Here is a 17,111-nt window from a genome sequence, read left to right on the forward strand (position 1 = left end):
CCGCTAGACGCAGCGCGCGCCGTCCACTTCGATGCACACGCCGCTGATGAAGGCGGCTTCGTCGCTCGCGAGGTACAGCGCGGCGTTGGCGACGTCGAGCGCGGTCGAGAAGCGGCCGAGCGGAATGGTGGCGCGGAACTTGGCCTTGCGCTCTTCGGTGAGCGGTCCGCCTGCGAATTCGGCGGCCAGGCCGGTGTCGGGGTTGAACACCGGGTTGATGCAATTGACGCGGATGTTGTCGGGGCCGAGCTCGGCGGCCAGCGACTTGCTCGTGGTGATGACAGCGCCCTTGGAGCCGTTGTACCAAGTAAGGCCCGGCCGCGGACGCACGCCGGCCGTGGAGGCGATGCTGATGAACGAGCCGCCGCCGTTGGCTCGGAATGCCGGCACCGCGTGCACGGTGGCGAGGTAGATGCTCTTCACGTTGACGGCGTAGCACTTGTCGAACTCGTCTTCACTGACTTCGAGGGCAGGGCGGTTGCGGTGCGTCCAGCCGGCGTTGTTGACCATGGCGTCGAGCTTGCCGTGGCGCTGCACCGCGGCTTCGACCAGGGCCTTGACCTGGGCCGACTGCGTGACGTCTGCCGCGAAGAACGAGGCCCTGCCACCGTCGCGCAGGATCGCTTCGACCACCTGCTGGCCGGCTGCCGGGTTGATGTCGTTCACGAGCACTTGGGCGCCTTCGGCCGCGAGCCGCTTGGCGATGCCTTCGCCGATGCCGCCGCCGGCACCGGTCACGATGATGGATTTGTCCTTGACGCGCACGCTGTGTCTCCTCAAAAAGTGCAGCGGGGCAGTGTATCGGGCCATGGCGCCGAGCGCCTGCGCACGGCGCTTTTGCGCGGCTCGCCCAGCGCCGGCTGGACGAAGTTGTTGAGAATTACTATCATCCAGATGCCTGAGTACGCAGCACTCGAATTGACGCAAAGGGCTCTTTCAACCCAAGGAGCTTGCAAATCGTGCTTTACACGCAGCGCACCGATTTTTCGGCACGCCAATGGATCGGGCTGGTGATCGTCTCTGCCGGTGCGCTTGCGCTGGCCTTCCGGTTTTACCAGTTCGTTCGTACAGACCCGGTCGTCTGGAGCGCCTTGCTGGGCGGTTCAGTCGCCGCGCTCGCTACCGCGCTGGGCACGCTGCCGGTGCTGTTCTCGCAGAAGCTCCCTGACCGGCTGCAGGACACGCTGTTCGGCTTCGGTGCCGGCGTGATGCTGGCGGCCTGTGCTTTTTCGCTGATCATTCCGGGCCTTGACGCGGCGCGAACGGCCGGCATGTTCGGAGGCGGCAGCTGGGCCGCGGGCGGCGTGATGAGCTCGGCCATTTTGCTGGGCGGCATCGCCTTGATGCTGCTGGACCGCGTGCTGCCGCACGAGCATTTCATCAAGGGCCCCGAAGGACAGACCGCGCACAGGTTGCGGCGTACCTGGCTCTTCGTGTTTGCCATTGCGCTGCACAACCTGCCCGAGGGCCTGGCGATCGGCGTGGGCTATGCAGCCGGCAACGGATTGCGAGCCGACGCGCTGGCCACCGGCATTGCCATCCAGGATGTGCCCGAAGGCCTGGTGGTGGCCGTGGCGCTGCTGGCCGCGGGCTACAGGCGCGGGTTCGCGGTCTTCATCGGAATGGTTTCAGGGGTGGTCGAACCCCTTGGCGCGGTGCTCGGCGCTGCCGTGGTGGGCCACTCGGTCTTGCTGCTGCCTTGGGGGCTGGGCTTTGCGGCCGGCGCCATGCTGTTCGTGATCAGCCACGAGATCATTCCGGAGTCGCACCGCAAGGGGCACGAAAGCTTCGCGACCAGCGGGCTGATGCTCGGCTTCGTGCTGATGATGCTGCTGGACACGGCGCTGGGGTAGCCCCTGGCAGCCGTGGCCGGAGCTTTCAGCCGTGCTTGATGGCGACGGTCTTGAGGGTGGTGAAGCCGTAGAGCGCTTCAAAGCCCTTTTCGCGTCCGTAGCCTGAGGATTTGACACCGCCGAAAGGCAGCTCCACGCCGCCGCCCGCGCCGTAGTTGTTGATGAACACCTGGCCGCTGCGCACCCGCTTGGCCATGCGGAACTGGCGCGCGCCGTCGGCTGTCCACACGCCGGCAACCAGGCCGAACTGCGTGGCGTTGGCGAGTGCCACCGCTTCGTCCTCGTCGGCGAACTGCATCGCGGCGAGCACCGGGCCGAACACTTCTTCCTGCGCGAGGCGGTGGGTCACCGGCACGTCGCGCAGCAGGGTGGGGGCCTGGTAGAAGCCGGTTTCGGGCGCTTCATCGACCACGACGCCGTGGGCCACCATCGGAATGCCGGCCACCTGGGCGTCGCTCAAAAAATCCCACACGCGTTGCTGCTGCGTCTGGCGGATCAGTGGACCGACGTCGAGGTCCATGGCCGCGGGGCCGACGCGCAGGGCCTCGAAGGCGTGGCCGAGGCGTTCGAGCAGCGGCTCGTAAATGCCGCGCTGGATCAGCACGCGCGAGCCGGCCGAGCAGGTCTGGCCGGCGTTCTGCACGATGGCGTTGATGATCACCGGAATGGCCGCGTCCAGGTCGGCGTCGGCAAAGATGATCTGCGGGCTCTTGCCGCCGAGCTCGAGCGTGACCGGGCAATGCCGCTCGGCCGCCACCTGCTGGATCAGCGTGCCGATCTTGGGGCTGCCGGTAAAGCTGATGTGGTCGATGCCTTCATGCCGCGCGAGCGCGTCGCCCACTTCGTGGCCATAGCCCGTCACGATGTTGAGTGCGCCGGCCGGAAAGCCGACTTCTGCCGCGAGCTGCGCCACGCGGATCAAGGAAAGGCAGGCGTCTTCGGCCGGCTTCACCACGCACACGTTGCCGGCCGCCAGGGCCCCGCCCACGCTGCGCCCGAAGATCTGCATCGGGTAGTTCCAAGGAATGATGTGGCCCGTGACACCGTGCGGCTCACGCCAGGTGAACACGCTGTAGCCGTCCTGGTAGGGAATGGTCTCGCCGTGCAGCTTGTCGCAGGCGCCGGCATAGAACTCGAAATAGCGCACCAGCGCCACCGCGTCGGCGCGCGCCTGCTTCACGGGCTTGCCGCAGTCGCGCTGCTCGAGCAGGGCGAGTTCGTCGACGTGCTCGGCAATCTTCTGAGAGAGCTTGTAGAGCAGGCGGCCGCGGTCGGCCGCGCTCACCTTGTGCCAGACGCCCTCGAAGCAATCGCGCGCCGCGCGCACGGCGGAGTCGATGTCGGCGGCGTTGCTGCGCTGGATTTCGTCGAAGGGCTGGCCGTCGGACGGGTCGAGCACTTGCAGGGTGCGGCCGGAGGAAGACGGGACGTCGGCGTTGGCGATGAAGTTGAGTTGCATGGGACGGGATTTTGCGCGAAGCGCGGCAAACCCGCCGCCGCACACTGCTACTTGGGCGAACCCGGCCGGGGTAGCGCCCGAACCGCGTTGAGCATGCGCTCCACGTGCTTGTCCGGATTCAGGTTCTGGTAGTAGTAAGCCACCGTGCCATTCGGCGCAATCACATAGGAGAGGCGGTTGGCAAAGTCCGGCCGCGTCTGCATCAGGGCGTCGAACCCGTTGATGACCGTCTTCGATTCGTCCGAGGCCACGGGAAAGCGGCTTTGGCACGACTTGACCGAGAACTTCGAGAGCGTGTCGATGTCGTCGGCCGAAACACCGATGACGGTGGCACCCAGCGCAGTGAACTGGTCGATAGCTTCGGCGAACGCATGCGCTTCGATGGAACAGTCGCTGGAGTCGGCCGCCGGAAAGAAGTACAACACCACCGGCCCCTTGGCCAAGGCTTCGGCCAGCGAATAGCGGAAGGTCTTGCCGCCGAGCGCGGCATTGGCGGTGAACTTGGGTACCGGGTCGCCGATGTCGAGGGCGGCGCTGGCGGGGAGCGCCATTGCGGAGGCGACCGACATCAGTGCGATGCGTGAGAGGATCGGTCGTGCCATGGTGTAACTCCGAACAGGTGTTGAACGAATTCTAGGATGAGAGAGCATTTCAGGAGGGCCGGAATGAAACCGGCGGGCGCCGGCCGGCGTATCCATGGCAGTGGCCAAGAAAATCGAAGAAAACCAAAGGGGAAACCGATCCATCATCATGAATGCCTGGTCTCGACTTCTTCGAATTTGCCTTGCGGGCGTGATGATCGCGTCGCTGGGAGCCTGCGGCTCGCTGCCGCCGGCGCGCGAGCGGGCGGCGGTGACTGCGGATGCAGCCGATCCATCCACCACGCTGGCAAAAATCGTGGCGGCCTCGACGCCGCCCGGGGAGCATTCGGGCTTCCGGCTGATGCCGCTTGGCGTGTATTCGCTGGACGCGCGCATCCAGCTTGCGCAGCGCGCCCAGCGTTCGCTGGTGGTCCAGTATTACCAGCTCGAGAACGACGCCACCGGCCGGTTGCTGATGCGCTCGCTGCGCGAAGCGGCGGCGCGCGGGGTGAAGGTGCGCTTGCTGGTGGACGATCTCTACACAGCCAGGAGCCAGCAGCTGCTGCTTGCGCTCTCGCACACGCCCAACGTGGACGTACGGCTGTTCAACCCGTTCTGTTGCGGGCGCAACGGATTTCTATCGCGCTTCGTGGCATCGCCGCATGAAATCGGGCGGCTCAACCACCGCATGCACAACAAGCTCTTCATTGCCGACGGGGTGATGGCGGTAGTGGGCGGACGCAACATTGCCGACGAGTATTTCGTGCTGAGCGAGGCGCAGAACTTCATCGACATGGATGCGCTGGTGGTGGGCAAGGTGCTGCCGCAGCTCGAATCGATCTTCGATGCCTACTGGAACAGCAAGCAGGTCTGGCCCGTGGCCGACATCGTCCGGGGCGAGGGCGGCCGAACGCCCACCGGCGCCGACTTCGACGCCTGGATCGGCATGGCGGCGGCACCGCCGAGGATCGTGCTGCCGCCCTCCGACATCCTGGGCTACGGGCCGATTGCCGAAGAGCTCGATGGCGGCCGCATGGGGCTTTTGTGGGGCGAGGCCCGGGCCATTGCCGACCCGCCCACCAAGCCGACCACCATGACGGCAGACGAGGCCATTGCCACCAGCGTGACGATGCAGGTCTGGACGCTGTTGATGGACGCCAAGATCCAGGTCGACCTGACCTCTCCGTACCTGGTGCCCGGCGAGCGCGGCATGGCGGCCTTCGAAGACCTGGCAAAGCGCAACGTCAAGCTCACGCTGCTCACCAATTCGCTGGCCGCCAACGACGAGCCGCTGGTGCACACCGGCTACGCCCGCTACCGCGAGCGGTTGCTCAAGGGCGGGGCAGACCTGTACGAACTGAGCCCGCAGCGCACCACCGCGGGCGAGCGCTTCGGCATGTTCGGCAAATCGCTGGGGCGGCTGCACTCCAAGACGGCTGCCATCGACAAGACGCGCATTTTTATCGGCTCGATGAACCTCGATCCGCGCTCGGCAAGCCAGAACACCGAGATGGGCCTGGTGGTCGACAGCCCGCAGTTGGCGCGCGAGATGCTGCGCGTCATCAACATCAGCAAGCTGCAGAACTCGTACCGCCTGCGCCTTGCCAAGGACACCGGCACGCTGCAGTGGCTCACGAGCGACGGAGAAAAGGAAGTCATCCTGACCTCGGAACCGGAGTCGACTTTCTTTCAACGGCTCCATAACCTGATCATTGCGCCTCTGGTTCCCGAAATGCTGCTGTAGCCTCGGGGGATGGCGCAAACCTTTACAAATTTGTCCGCTCTCCAGGTGATGTGCTGGGGGCTGGTGTTTTTCGGCTCGATCTACCTGGGGTTCGGCGCGCTCAATTGGCTGTTGACCCGTCGGGCGCTGCCAGTGCTCGCGATCGGGCGGGTGCTCGATCCGCGTCCGTTGCAGCCAGGGCAACTGCGCCGCGAACTGACGCAATCGGGCGTTTCGGTGCTCGTTTTCGGGCTCGGCATGGTGTTTCCATGGGGTTTGCTTCAGCTGGGCTGGGCGCGGCTCGATGCCGATGCGAGCTGGCGGCAGATCGCGGTCGAAATCCTGGTGCTGGCGATCTGGAACGACGTGCACTTCTGGGTCAACCATCGTTTGCTGCACACGCGGTGGCTGCGGCGCTTTCACGGGCCGCATCATCGCTCGGTCGTGACCACGCCGTGGGCCACGTACAGCTTTCATCCGATCGAGGCGGCGATGCTCGGCAACGTGATCCTGCTGCCGATGCTGTTGCACGACTTCAGCTTCTGGTCGCTTGCATCAGTGCCGCTGTTCAGCCTGTTCTTCAACAGCGTCGGCCACTCGAACTACGACTTTTTTCCCAGGGCTTCATACAGCCACTGGTTTGCCGCGAGCCGTCGGCACCATTTGCACCACGCCTGCCACAGCGGCAACTACGGCTTCCAGTTCACGTTCATGGACCGGTTGTTCGGCACGCGCATTGCCGCCGACGCGGCCGAGCCGCATTTCCAGGCTTTTCGCGAGAAGCAGCAACGTCAACAGCAGCAGCATGGCACGCCGGCCTGACGCGCCGCGCCGACCGGCCCGGCTGCGCCATTGGCGCGATTGGCAGAGTCTTGCGTATCTGGCGGCACTGCCGGCGCTGGCGACATGGCAGTGGGTGAATGGCTTCGCCGTGCTGCTCTACGCGCCGATGCTGTTCCTCACGCTTGGCGTGGGCGTGATTCACCACAACCACGTGCATTTGCGCACGTGGCGCGGGCGGCGCATGAACCGGCTTACAGACTTCTGGATCACGCTGCTGCAGGGACACCCGACCTTCGTTTTCTGGCCCGCGCACGTGGCCAATCACCATCGCCACCGGCATGGGCCGCGGGACGTGGCGCGCACCTATCGCTTCGGCGGCGACACCAACCATTTGCGGGGCTACCTGCTGCATCCGTTCCAGGCGGTGTGGGTGCTGATACCCGTGTTCTTCGGCTGGCTCGGGCGGCTTCGCCGGCACCGGCCGGGGCCTTGGCGTTATTGCATGGCGCAATACGCGCTGTGGCTCGGCAGCTGGAGCGCTCTGCTGCTGCTCGACTGGCGCAAGGCGCTGCTGTTCGTCATCGTGCCGCAACTGCACGGGCTGCATTGGCTGCTGGCCACCAACTATCTGCAGCACGCGCACGCCGACGGACGCAGGCCCGCGCCGAATGCGGAAGCGGGAGCGGGAGCGGACGCAGAGGCGCGGTGCGATACCGCGGGTACCCGCCTGAACTACGCACGCAATTTCGAAGGGCTGGTGAACCCTTTGCTGTTCAACATAGGCCTGCACACCGCACATCACGAGAACCCGCATGTCCACTGGTCCGAGCTCACGCAATTGCACCGCACGCGTTACCGCGCGCAGGTCGATCCCGCGCTCAACGAGCAAGGGCTGGTGCCCTACATGGTTCGCGTTTTCGTGCTGGGAGCGCTGTGGCCGCGTTTTCGCAGCCGCTCGCTGATGTCATCTGTGCCTTTCGTGCCGCCCGAGTCTTCAACCCACTGAACCATGCCTGTTCCATTTCAACGCGTCTACATCGAGAGCGCCGGCTATTACATGCCCGGCGAGCCCATTCCCAACGAGCGCATGGACGCCTACATCGCGCCGCTCAATCGCATGTCGGAGCGCATCAAGCGGCGCATCCTGGCCGAGAACGGCATCCTCACGCGCCACTACGCCATCGACGAGGAGGGCGTAACGCGCGAAACCAATGCGCAGCTGGCGGCGGGCGCGATCCGCGATTGCCTGCAGCGCGGCGGGGCCGAGCTGTCGCGCGTCTCGCTGCTGGCCAGCGGATCTTCGGGCGGCGATACGCTGATGCCGGGCTTTGCCAACATGATCCAGGGCGAGCTCGCTGCGGCGCCGATGGAAACGTTGTCGGTGCACGGCATCTGCGCCGCGGGCGTGTCGGCCATCCAGTCGGCCGCGCAAGGCATCGAGCTGGGCGCGCACCGCACCGCGCTTGCGGTGGCCAGCGAAATGCCGTCGCGGCTTTTCAAGCGCTCGCGCTTCGCGGCGCGTGGCTATGAAACCGACTTCGATTCGCACTTTCTGCGCTGGATGCTCTCCGACGGCGCAGGCGCGCTGCTGCTCTCCGACGGCACGCCTGGGCTGGCCGGCAACCCCGGGCTGCGCCTGCGGCTGAAATGGGTGCACCAGCGCGCGTTCTCGGGCGACTACCCGGTGTGCATGCAGCTGGGCCTGACCGAAGACCGCGCACGCGGCCATCTCGATTTCGGCTCGTGGGCCGAGGCGGAAGCGGCCGGTGCCCTGTCGCTGCGGCAAGACATTCGGCTGCTGCCGCACCTGTTCGACATCGGCATCCACGAATACGCGACGCTGGTGCGTGATGGATGGGTCGATCCGAAGCGGGTCGACCACTTCCTGTGCCACTACTCGTCGGAAAAATTCATTCCCGTGGTCGAAGACCTGATGACCAAGGCCGACCTCGCGATTCCGCGCGAGCGGTGGTGGAGCAACCTGGCCTGGCGCGGCAACACCGGTGCGGCGTCGATCCTGATCATGCTGTCGGAGTTCTTGCACACCAAGACGCTGAAGCCCGGTGAGCAGATCTTCTGCTACGTGCCGGAGTCGGGGCGCTTCATGGCCGCCTACATGCTGCTGGAGGTCGAGGCTGCCGATGCGCCTGCCCAGGGGGTGTCCGGCCCTCGCGTGGCCGCCGAAACAGCGCCCCCCGATGACGGGATCGCGATTGCGCCGCCGCACGATCCGGCCGCCGCACCCGAAGGCCTGGGCGCACTGCTGACCGAGCTGGCCGGCATCTGGCACGACTACCGCTCCAACGTCTGGCGCACGCCGCTGATCCGCCAGATCCGCGAGCGCCGCTTTGCACTGCCCGACTATCTGAACTGGATGGAGCAGTGGGTTCCGCAGGTGCGTGAAGGCAGCCGCTGGATGCGCGAGGGCGCCGCTTCGCTGACCGGGCCGTACAAGACCCTCGCCGCGCTGATCGACGTGCACGCGGGCGAGGAACAAGACGACTTCAACATTCTCTTCAGCGACTACAGAAAGGCCGGCGGCACGGTGGCGGAGATCGGCGACCTGCGCCGCAACCCCGGCGGGGAGGCGCTCAACGCCTACCTGCACGGCCTGGCCGCCACGCGCGACCCCATCGGCTTGCTGGGCGCGATCTACATCATCGAAGGTACGGGCCAGCGCATCGTGCCGGCGCTGCTGCCGCTGATCAAGGCCGGCCTGAAGCTGCCGCCCGACGCGTTCCGCTTTCTCGAGTACCACGGCCACAACGACGAGAACCACCTGAACCGATGGCTCGCCGCCGTCGAGATGGTGATGGCTGTGGAAGCGGACAAAGACGACCAAGGCGGCAAAGGGCAGGGCCGCGCAGCCCGACAGATCATCGACACGGCGCGCCACACGGCCGCGCTGTACCTGATGCAGTTTCAGCACATCACGGAGCGAATGTCACATGAGCCGAACGCCTGATTTTCTCGCGCAGGGACACGACGAGCGCGACCCCAGCCCCTGGCTCGCGCTATATCTCGACCAGAGCACGCCGCTGCCCGACGAGGTGAAGGCGGCATGGTTGACCGATTCGAGCTCGGGCTCGCGCCAGTACCTGCTGCCGTTCCTGCGGCCGGTGGCGCGGCTGACGATCATCCTCATTCAGGTGGTGAAGGTGTTCGTGCCGCGCAACTGGTCGCATTCGAAGCTGCTGCACCGGCTGCTGGCCTGGGGGCTGAAGCGCTTCGTGTCGCCGGAGGCGAACTGGCTGATCCTGCGGCATTTCCATCTGGGCTCGCAGGTGCTGAGCTTCATCGGCCGCAACTCGCCCGCGCCGGTGGGTACCTCGCCGCTGGAGCCGGCCGACATCGATGCGCTCAAGGACGAGACCTTCCTGAAGCACGACTTGAACCTCTTCAATTTCGTGATCCGCCTGAACCAGGCGTTGCGCGACCAGGGGCTGGTGCTGGGCAAGGCGCCGAATGTCGATTTTTCGATGATCAAGGACCCGGGGTTGCGGCTTTCGGATATGCCGCACGGCAAGCTCAATTTCCTCGACCTGCAAAGTGCCATCGAGCTTTTTACGCCGCTTTATCAGTTGATGCTGACGGATAACGACTTTTGGCGCGCGGCCAATTCCCTTCAGCTCGACGAAACCATCGGCATCTACGCGGCCACCGTGCTGGGCGCCCCCGAGCATCTGATTCTGGTGAACAACAAGCATCCGCTGGTGCCGCTTTCGACGCTTCGGGCGGGGCACCGGCTGGTCATTCACGGGCTTTCGACGGAAATGCTGCACAGCCTGCTTCTGCGCATGCAAGCCGCGCATAAGGCAAGCTCCGAGGCAACCCCCGCACGGGAGGAGGCACTTGCATAAAGCGTATGCTGCCCCCAGATGGAACCCATGAACACGACCCACAATCCGTCTTCCAAGACCGATCTGGCAGTGACCCACGTGCTGGCTCAACTGCTGGAACGGCTCGAGCACAGCACCGTTCCCGTCGGTGCGGAACAATACCGCTCGGTGGTCGAGCACCTGGTGCACGAATTCAGCGACGTTGAACCGGGCGCCGACCTGGGTCGCCTGCTCGACGCTTATCCGGCCGCCGCCGAGGTGTACGAAAATCTCAACTATCAACACGCCGGCCTGTGCCGCTCGGCGCTGGATGCGGCGCTTGCAGCCGAAGTCCGCGCTAGAGATGTCATTGCACGCGCCATGCGAAATACCGAACCCAAAAAGGACAAAGCCGATGGCCAAAGCTGAGGTGAAGACTGCCGTCGTGGCCGATGGCTTGCGTTACAAGTCGAAAGCACCGGGATCCCCGTTCCGCGCCTCCGCGTCGTTCAGCGGGGCGACCATGTCCTGCTTCATGTGCGGAAAGCACCGCGTACGGTCGCAGCTGCGCACCCGCCAGGTGCTTGGCAAGTCGCAAACCGTTTGCGCGCCTTCGTGCAAGGCGCTCGACGAATCGCTCGAATAGTTCGGCACGGCCCGGCTAACAGGGCCGTGCGACGCTTTGGCGACATGCCCGAGCACACGCGTTGCAGATTTCCTTCCACATTTGCCGCAATCGATATACAGTTAGACACAATTGATGCAAGTAATTGCAGTCAATAAAAAGTTCTAATTTGTAGTCGACGCCAATGATTTTGTATAGGCAAGGCGCCCAACGCCCGGGCGACGTGCGGAAGGACCTGCGATGAATAAGTCACGTCATGTTGTCATGCAGGTGGTCAAGCGCTCTTCCGGCAGCGCGACGCACCATGTCGAATTCTTCATGGACAACATCTTTGCCGAGCGCCTGCGGCAGCTGCGCTCGCTGGTGCCGCCGCTCGGCAGCCTCAACAAGCAGCGCGACCTGGTGATCGACAAGGTGCGGGTGCGGCTTCCGAATGCCATCTGGCGCACCGGCAGCCATGTCGACAGCGGCGTCGAGGGCTCCTGCATCGTGATTGCCGCGGAAGGCTCGTTCAACTGCGGCGGCAAGGACCGCAACACCCGCGAGAAGCTGGTGACCTACAACTTTTCGATTTCGCGCCTGATCGACTTGCACGCCGAACGCCCCGACAGCGAAACCCTCTATATCCGCGATGGCACCTTTGCCAACGACGAGCCGGCCGAGTCGGCCGCGGGCCTGTGGGTTGCCTCGTTGAATGAACTGGAAGCCGTGATGCGCGTTCCGGATGCCCCGTCAGACTTCGACACCCTGCACGACTTGACGATGCGCCCCGAGCAGCGGGCGGCCATCAACCCGCCTACGCACCGGGCCAGCTTCTACTGAAGGCAACCAGGCCATCGGCAGCCCGCCAGCCAAGCCATCAGGCCGGCTTGGCCTGCGCCGGATCGTAGAAGAATTCTTCCTGGGCGATGCGCTCGCCCTCCCAGCGTTGCCAGGCGAGTTCTTCCATGCGCATCGCCTTTCCGTTTTTGAAGCGGAAGTCGAAAACCCACCGGATCACCACGTGGTCTCCGTTCACGAGCACGGGGCGCACGCAACTCGAGACGACCGAGGCCGTGCGCTCGAGCACCGCCTGCTCGTGGGCAACCAGCGTGCTGCGTCCGCGCCGGGGCTCGGACTGGTTCTCACGCATGGTCGCGTCTTCGGTGTAGTAGTTCTCGATAGCCTCGGCATGCGCGCCGCTTTCGACGGCGGCAATGAAGGCTTCGAGTCTTTCCGCGGAGGGCATCAGGTCTTGACCTTCATTTCACGGCGCCTGAAGCAACCGCTGCCGGCGGCGTTGCAGGGGCGGCCGGTGCGGTTGCGGCAGGGGGCGTTTCGACCTTGTGCGGCATGGCCGCCGCCGCATCGCCGCCGTGGAACTTGACCACCAGCGGCACGATCAGCAGCGCAACGATGTTGATGATCTTGATCAGCGGGTTCACAGCCGGGCCGGCCGTGTCCTTGTAGGGGTCGCCCACGGTGTCGCCGGTGACGGCCGCCTTGTGCGCCTCGGAGCCCTTGCCGCCGTGGTGGCCGTCCTCGATGTACTTCTTGGCGTTGTCCCATGCGCCGCCGCCCGTGCACATCGAGATGGCGACGAACAGGCCCGTGACGATGGTGCCCATCAGCAGGCCGCCCAGCGCCTTCGGCCCGAGCAGCAGGCCGACCAGAATCGGCACCACCACCGGCAGCAGCGATGGAATCATCATTTCCTTGATGGCCGCACCGGTCAGCATGCTCACGGCCTTGCCGTACTCGGGCTTGCCCGTGCCTTCCATGATGCCGGGGATTTCGCGGAACTGCCTGCGCACTTCCTCGACCACCGCGCCGGCTGCGCGGCCCACGGCTTCCATGGCCATGGCGCCGAACAGGTAGGGAATCAGGCCGCCGATGAAGAGGCCGACGATCACCATCGGGTCGCTCAGGTTGAAGCTGATGTTCAGCCCGAAGCTCTCCAGCTTGTGGGTGTAGTCGGCAAACAGCACCAGCGAGGCGAGGCCGGCCGAACCGATGGCGTAGCCCTTGGTCACGGCCTTGGTGGTGTTGCCGACCGCGTCGAGCGGGTCGGTGATATCGCGCACGCTGGCGGGCATCTCGCTCATCTCGGCAATGCCGCCGGCGTTGTCTGTAATGGGGCCGTAGGCGTCGAGCGCCACCACGATGCCCGCCATGCTGAGCATGGCCGTAGCGGCCACCGCAATGCCGTACAGGCCTGCGAGCGTGTACGAGGCCATGATGGCAACGCAGACGAAGATCACCGGCCAGGCCGTCGAGCGCATCGAGACCCCGAGGCCCGCGATGATGTTGGTGCCGTGGCCCGTGGTGGAGGCCTGCGCGATGTGCTGCACCGGCTTGTACTGCGTGCCGGTGTAGTACTCGGTGATCCACACCAGCGCGGCCGTGAGCGCCAAGCCCACGAAGCAGGCGCCGAACAGCTTGAGCTGGCTGCCGCTCGGGGCAATGGCGTTGTCGGGAATGAGCCAGCCCGTGACGAACCAGAACGCAATCAGCGACAGGACGCCCGCCACCGCCAGGCCCTTGTAGAGCGCCGGCATCACGTTGGTCATGCCAGGCGATGCCTTGACGAAGAAGCAGCCGATGATCGAGGCGATGATCGACACGCCGCCCAATGCCAGCGGATAGAGCACCGCGTTGACCGGCGCCGCCGTGACCATCAGCGCACCCAGCACCATGGTGGCGATGAGCGTGACGGCGTAGGTTTCGAACAGGTCGGCCGCCATGCCGGCGCAGTCGCCGACGTTGTCGCCCACGTTGTCCGCAATCACGGCCGGATTGCGCGGGTCGTCTTCCGGAATGCCGGCTTCGACCTTGCCCACCAGGTCGGCACCCACGTCGGCGCCCTTGGTGAAGATGCCGCCGCCCAGCCGCGCGAAGATCGAGATCAGCGAGGAGCCGAAGGCGAAGCCGATCAGCGGATTGAGAATGGCCGAAAGGCTGCGGTCCGGCGTGAGGTTGCCGTTACCCGCCAAAAACCAGTAGAAGACCGAGACGCCCAGGAGGCCCAGCCCCACCACCAGCATGCCCGTGATGGCGCCGCCGCGAAACGCGACGTCGAGCGCCGGGCCGATGCCTTGCGTGGCCGCTTGCGCGGTGCGCACGTTGGCGCGCACCGACACATTCATGCCGATGAAGCCGCAGGCGCCCGAAAGCACTGCGCCCACCACGAAGCCGACGGCCGTGGTCGCGTCGAGAAAGATGCCGATGAGAATGGCCAATACGACGCCGACCACCGCGATGGTGGTGTACTGCTTGGCGAGGTAGGCCGATGCGCCGGCCTGGATGGCCGCCGCGATTTCCTGCATTCGCGCGTTGCCGGGGTCCTTGGCGAGAATCCAACTTCGAGCCCAGAAACCGTAGCCGACGGCCACGAGGCCGCAGACGATGGCGAGTATCAGGGGGGTGTTGCCGATCATGCTTTGCTTCTCCATTCGTTCGTTGTGACTTGTGGAGACGGACAGCATGGGTCCTGCGCGCAACGCGTACGGGACCCAGGTTTTCCGTCGCGTTGCTTCCTCGAAGCTCGCTGCACCGAAGTGCGGAGCCGATTGGCCAACGGGTGCAATTTACAGGCAAATACAGGAACGTGTGCGATCGTGCCGTGACACGGAAAGTAAACTCCGGGTTTGTCCCCATCTCCTCTCATACTTTTCAACTACTCGAAAACGTCATGTCCTTCGACAAAGTCTCCCCCGGCAAAAACATTCCCGACGCCTTCAATGTCGTGATCGAAATCCCGATGAACGCCGACCCGATCAAGTACGAAGTCGACAAGGAATCGGGCGCGATCTTCGTCGACCGCTTCATGACGACCGCGATGTACTACCCGGCCAACTACGGCTACGTGCCCCAGACACTGTCTGGCGACGGCGACCCGGTCGACGTGCTGGTGATTGCACCGTACCCGCTGCTGCCTGGCGTGGTGGTGCCGTGCCGCCCGCTCGGCATCCTGATGATGGAAGACGAAGCCGGCGTGGACGGCAAGGTGCTGGCCGTGCCCACCGACAAGGTGCTGCCGATCTACAGCCACTGGAAGTCGGTGGATGACGTGAACCCGATGCGCCTGAAGGCCATCAGCCACTTCTTCGAGCACTACAAGGACCTGGAAGCCGGCAAGTGGGTCAAGGTGCTGGGCTGGGAAGGCATCGACGCCGCCAAGAAGGAAGTCGTCGACGGCATCGCTGCCTACAAGAAGTAATCGCTTCTGTTCGAGGGGCGGGCGCCGTGCAGAGGTGCTTCAGCCCTGCACCGCGTCTCCGGCCAGCCGCATCCACTCGCGATTGACGGAGCGTGCGTGCGAATTCCAGTGGCGCGCAGCCTGCTGGAGTTCGTTCCATCGGCGCTGCGCGCCGGCGGTGTCGCCCTGCTGGGCCAGCCAGGCGATGTAGCGGGCGCGAGCCTCGACGGTGTTGTATTGGTTCAGTGCGGCCTCGAAGGCCTCGCCTGCTTCCGCATGGCGGCCATCGGCGGCGAGTGCGCGGGCGGCGAGCACGGCGACCTCGTCCTTGCGGTAGTCGTCGCGCGCGACGCGCAGAGTCTGGATCACCTGCAGCGCGTCGCCGCCGGAGGCCGGGCCGCCAGCCGCGAGCAGGGCACTGGCGAGGCCGAATTGCAGCTCGGGATCGGATGCAAGCGGACCCTTCAGGGCGTCGCGGTAGTGCTCGACCGCGTCCGCAGCCTGGCCCTTGTTCAAGGCGGCCTGGGCAAGGCGGAGCTTGTTCTGCGCCGTCGGAGCCAGGTCGTAGGCCTCGGTGGCCGCGCGGTACTCACGCTCGGGGTCGATGAAGCCGATGGCTGCGCTCGCCACTTTGCCCGCGGTGCGCTGTATGCGCGAGGCGGGCAGGTACTCGGCCACGAAATACACGATGCTGCCCAGGATCGGAAAGCTGAACAGGATGATGAGCCAGTACATCTGCTTGCCATGGCGCATCGCATGGACGGCGAAGAACAGCGCAATAAGGATGTGCAGGCCCAGTCCGACGAATGGCATCGGTTTCTTTCTGTTGTTGGATGTTGGGCGCGTTTATATCAGCCCCGGATGGCAGCGAACCGACCGCAATCCGCTGGGCCTCAGCCTGCCTTGAATGGGCTGCGTTCGCCCAGGTGGTCCATGTAGTTCTCGATGCCTTCGCCCTCGCGCTCGAGAAAGCGCTCGACGGCGTCGGCGAACGCCGGGTGCGCCAGCCAGTGGGCGCTGGTGGTCTTGACCGGCATCAGCGCGCGCGCCATCTTGTGCTCGCCCTGCGCACCGCCCTCGAAGCGCCTGGCGCCGTGCGCAATGCACCAGGCCAGCGGCTGGTAATAGCAGGCTTCGAAATGCAGGCAATCGACGCGTTCGAGGGCGCCCCAGTAGCGGCCGTAGGCGACCAGTGCGTCGTCATCGTGGGTGGACAGCGCGATCAAACTCGTGGCAATGGGCTTGCCCTCGCGTTCGGCGACGAACAGCAGCCAGGCTTCGGGCATGGTGTCGGCCATGCGCTGGAAGAAGTCGCGCGAAAGGTACGGCGGATTGCCATGCTCGCGATAGGTGCGTGCATAGCAGCGGTAGAAAAAGTCCCAGTCCGATGATGCGATGTCGGGGCCGCGCGACCAGCGAAAGGTCACGCCCGCGTCGGCCACCTTGCGGCGCTCCTGGCGGATTTTCTTGCGCTTGTCATGGGAGAGGCTGGCGAGAAAGGATTCGAAATCCACGTAGCCGGCTGTTCCATCAAGCCTGGCCGGGGCTGCATTCGTCCAGTGAAACTGCACCGTGTTGCGCAGCATCAGGCCCGCTTCGGTGCAGGCGGCAATGTCGGCCTCGGCGCCGAACAGCAAATGCAACGACGAGAGTTCTTGCGTTTTGCACCAGGCCAGCAAAGCCTGCACCAGCAGCGTGCGGCTTTGCGCATCGCGGGCCAACAGCCGTGCGCCAGGCACCGGCGTGAACGGCACCGCCACCACCGCCTTGGGGTAGTAGGCAAGCCCGTGCTGCTCGTAGGCATTGGCCCAGGCCCAGTCGAAGACGTATTCGCCATAGGAGTGGGTCTTGATGTAGACCGGGCAGGCCGCCCGCAGATCGTCTCCGCACCAAAGCGTGAGGAACTGCGGCGTCCATCCGCTTTCGGGCGACGCGCTGCCGCTCTCATGGAGCGCCGCGAGGTATTCGTAGCGCATGAAAGGCGACGGTTCGGCCTCGGCGGCGAGCAGCGCGTTCCATGCGTTCGGGCCCAGGTCCGACAGCGACGCCATCACCCGAATGACATAATCGTTCAAGCCTTTTTCTTCCTTCC

At 65.1% G+C, this 17,111-nt stretch carries 17 protein-coding genes; 10 read left to right on the forward strand and 7 right to left on the reverse strand.

The window, feature by feature from the left end; all coding sequences use genetic code 11:
• Positions 1 to 3: 3 nt before the first annotated feature.
• Entirely contained in the window at positions 4 to 765 is a 762-nt protein-coding gene (locus ABIC94_RS07905) for an SDR family oxidoreductase (RefSeq protein WP_354372477.1), read from the reverse strand.
• 185 nt (positions 766 to 950) lie between these two features.
• Between ABIC94_RS07905 and ABIC94_RS07910 the strand changes: the two genes are divergently transcribed.
• Positions 951 to 1,853 carry a ZIP family metal transporter gene (locus tag ABIC94_RS07910; RefSeq protein WP_354372478.1) on the forward strand — a complete coding sequence of 301 codons (903 nt, stop codon included), beginning with the start codon at positions 951 to 953 and terminating at the stop codon, positions 1,851 to 1,853.
• 25 nt (positions 1,854 to 1,878) lie between these two features.
• Here the strand turns inward: ABIC94_RS07910 and ABIC94_RS07915 are convergent, their stop codons facing one another.
• Positions 1,879 to 3,312: an aldehyde dehydrogenase family protein gene (locus ABIC94_RS07915; protein ID WP_354372479.1), complete on the reverse strand. Its 1,434-nt coding sequence runs from the start codon at positions 3,310 to 3,312 to the stop codon at positions 1,879 to 1,881.
• Between the two features lie 47 nt (positions 3,313 to 3,359).
• A complete protein-coding gene (locus tag ABIC94_RS07920) occupies positions 3,360 to 3,914 on the reverse strand; it encodes a peroxiredoxin (protein ID WP_354372480.1) in 555 nt (184 codons plus the stop codon).
• A gap of 148 nt (positions 3,915 to 4,062) precedes the next feature.
• On the opposite strand from ABIC94_RS07920, the gene ABIC94_RS07925 reads away from it, so the two are divergent.
• From ABIC94_RS07925 to ABIC94_RS07960, 8 genes are all read left to right on the forward strand, one after another.
• Positions 4,063 to 5,637, forward strand: a complete 1,575-nt coding sequence (locus ABIC94_RS07925) for a phospholipase D family protein (RefSeq protein WP_354372481.1) — start codon at positions 4,063 to 4,065, stop codon at positions 5,635 to 5,637.
• Positions 5,638 to 5,646: 9 nt separating this feature from the next.
• A complete protein-coding gene (locus tag ABIC94_RS07930; protein ID WP_354372482.1) occupies positions 5,647 to 6,438 on the forward strand; it encodes a sterol desaturase family protein in 792 nt (263 codons plus the stop codon).
• Entirely contained in the window at positions 6,422 to 7,405 is a 984-nt protein-coding gene (locus ABIC94_RS07935) for a fatty acid desaturase (protein WP_354372483.1), read from the forward strand. The genes ABIC94_RS07930 and ABIC94_RS07935 overlap by 17 nt, the downstream gene beginning before the upstream one ends.
• A 3-nt stretch (positions 7,406 to 7,408) precedes the next feature.
• The gene (locus ABIC94_RS07940) at positions 7,409 to 9,364 is read left to right on the forward strand and encodes a 3-oxoacyl-[acyl-carrier-protein] synthase III C-terminal domain-containing protein (RefSeq protein WP_354372484.1); all 1,956 of its coding nucleotides are present in this window, start codon (positions 7,409 to 7,411) and stop codon (positions 9,362 to 9,364) included.
• Positions 9,348 to 10,259 (forward strand): DUF6999 family protein, encoded by a 912-nt coding sequence (locus ABIC94_RS07945; protein WP_354372485.1) that lies wholly within the window; start codon positions 9,348 to 9,350, stop codon positions 10,257 to 10,259. The genes ABIC94_RS07940 and ABIC94_RS07945 overlap by 17 nt, the downstream gene beginning before the upstream one ends.
• An 18-nt stretch (positions 10,260 to 10,277) precedes the next feature.
• The gene (locus tag ABIC94_RS07950) at positions 10,278 to 10,646 is read left to right on the forward strand and encodes a hypothetical protein (protein WP_354372486.1); all 369 of its coding nucleotides are present in this window, start codon (positions 10,278 to 10,280) and stop codon (positions 10,644 to 10,646) included.
• Positions 10,633 to 10,863, forward strand: coding sequence for a hypothetical protein (locus ABIC94_RS07955; protein WP_012747462.1), 231 nt, complete (start codon positions 10,633 to 10,635; stop codon positions 10,861 to 10,863). Before ABIC94_RS07950 ends, ABIC94_RS07955 begins: the two co-directional genes overlap by 14 nt.
• A 219-nt stretch (positions 10,864 to 11,082) precedes the next feature.
• A complete protein-coding gene (locus ABIC94_RS07960) occupies positions 11,083 to 11,664 on the forward strand; it encodes a hypothetical protein (protein ID WP_354372487.1) in 582 nt (193 codons plus the stop codon).
• A 37-nt stretch (positions 11,665 to 11,701) separates the two neighbouring features.
• On the opposite strand, the gene ABIC94_RS07965 is transcribed toward ABIC94_RS07960, so the two are convergent.
• Complete coding sequence (locus ABIC94_RS07965; RefSeq protein WP_354372488.1) at positions 11,702 to 12,070, reverse strand: nuclear transport factor 2 family protein; 369 nt, start codon at positions 12,068 to 12,070, stop codon at positions 11,702 to 11,704.
• A 13-nt stretch (positions 12,071 to 12,083) separates the two neighbouring features.
• Positions 12,084 to 14,258, reverse strand: coding sequence for a sodium-translocating pyrophosphatase (locus ABIC94_RS07970; RefSeq protein ID WP_354372489.1), 2,175 nt, complete (start codon positions 14,256 to 14,258; stop codon positions 12,084 to 12,086).
• 254 nt (positions 14,259 to 14,512) lie between these two features.
• On the opposite strand from ABIC94_RS07970, the gene ppa reads away from it, so the two are divergent.
• Positions 14,513 to 15,040 carry an inorganic diphosphatase gene (ppa, locus tag ABIC94_RS07975; RefSeq protein ID WP_021007095.1) on the forward strand — a complete coding sequence of 176 codons (528 nt, stop codon included), beginning with the start codon at positions 14,513 to 14,515 and terminating at the stop codon, positions 15,038 to 15,040.
• A 39-nt stretch (positions 15,041 to 15,079) separates the two neighbouring features.
• Here the strand turns inward: ppa and ABIC94_RS07980 are convergent, their stop codons facing one another.
• A complete protein-coding gene (locus ABIC94_RS07980) occupies positions 15,080 to 15,832 on the reverse strand; it encodes a hypothetical protein (RefSeq protein ID WP_354372490.1) in 753 nt (250 codons plus the stop codon).
• Positions 15,833 to 15,912: 80 nt separating this feature from the next.
• A complete protein-coding gene (locus ABIC94_RS07985) occupies positions 15,913 to 17,094 on the reverse strand; it encodes a GNAT family N-acetyltransferase (RefSeq protein ID WP_354372491.1) in 1,182 nt (393 codons plus the stop codon).
• Between the last annotated feature and the right edge of the window lie 17 nt (positions 17,095 to 17,111).

It is taken from the genome of Variovorax paradoxus (assembly GCF_040544635.1).
Taxonomy (GTDB): domain Bacteria; phylum Pseudomonadota; class Gammaproteobacteria; order Burkholderiales; family Burkholderiaceae_C; genus Variovorax; species Variovorax paradoxus_R.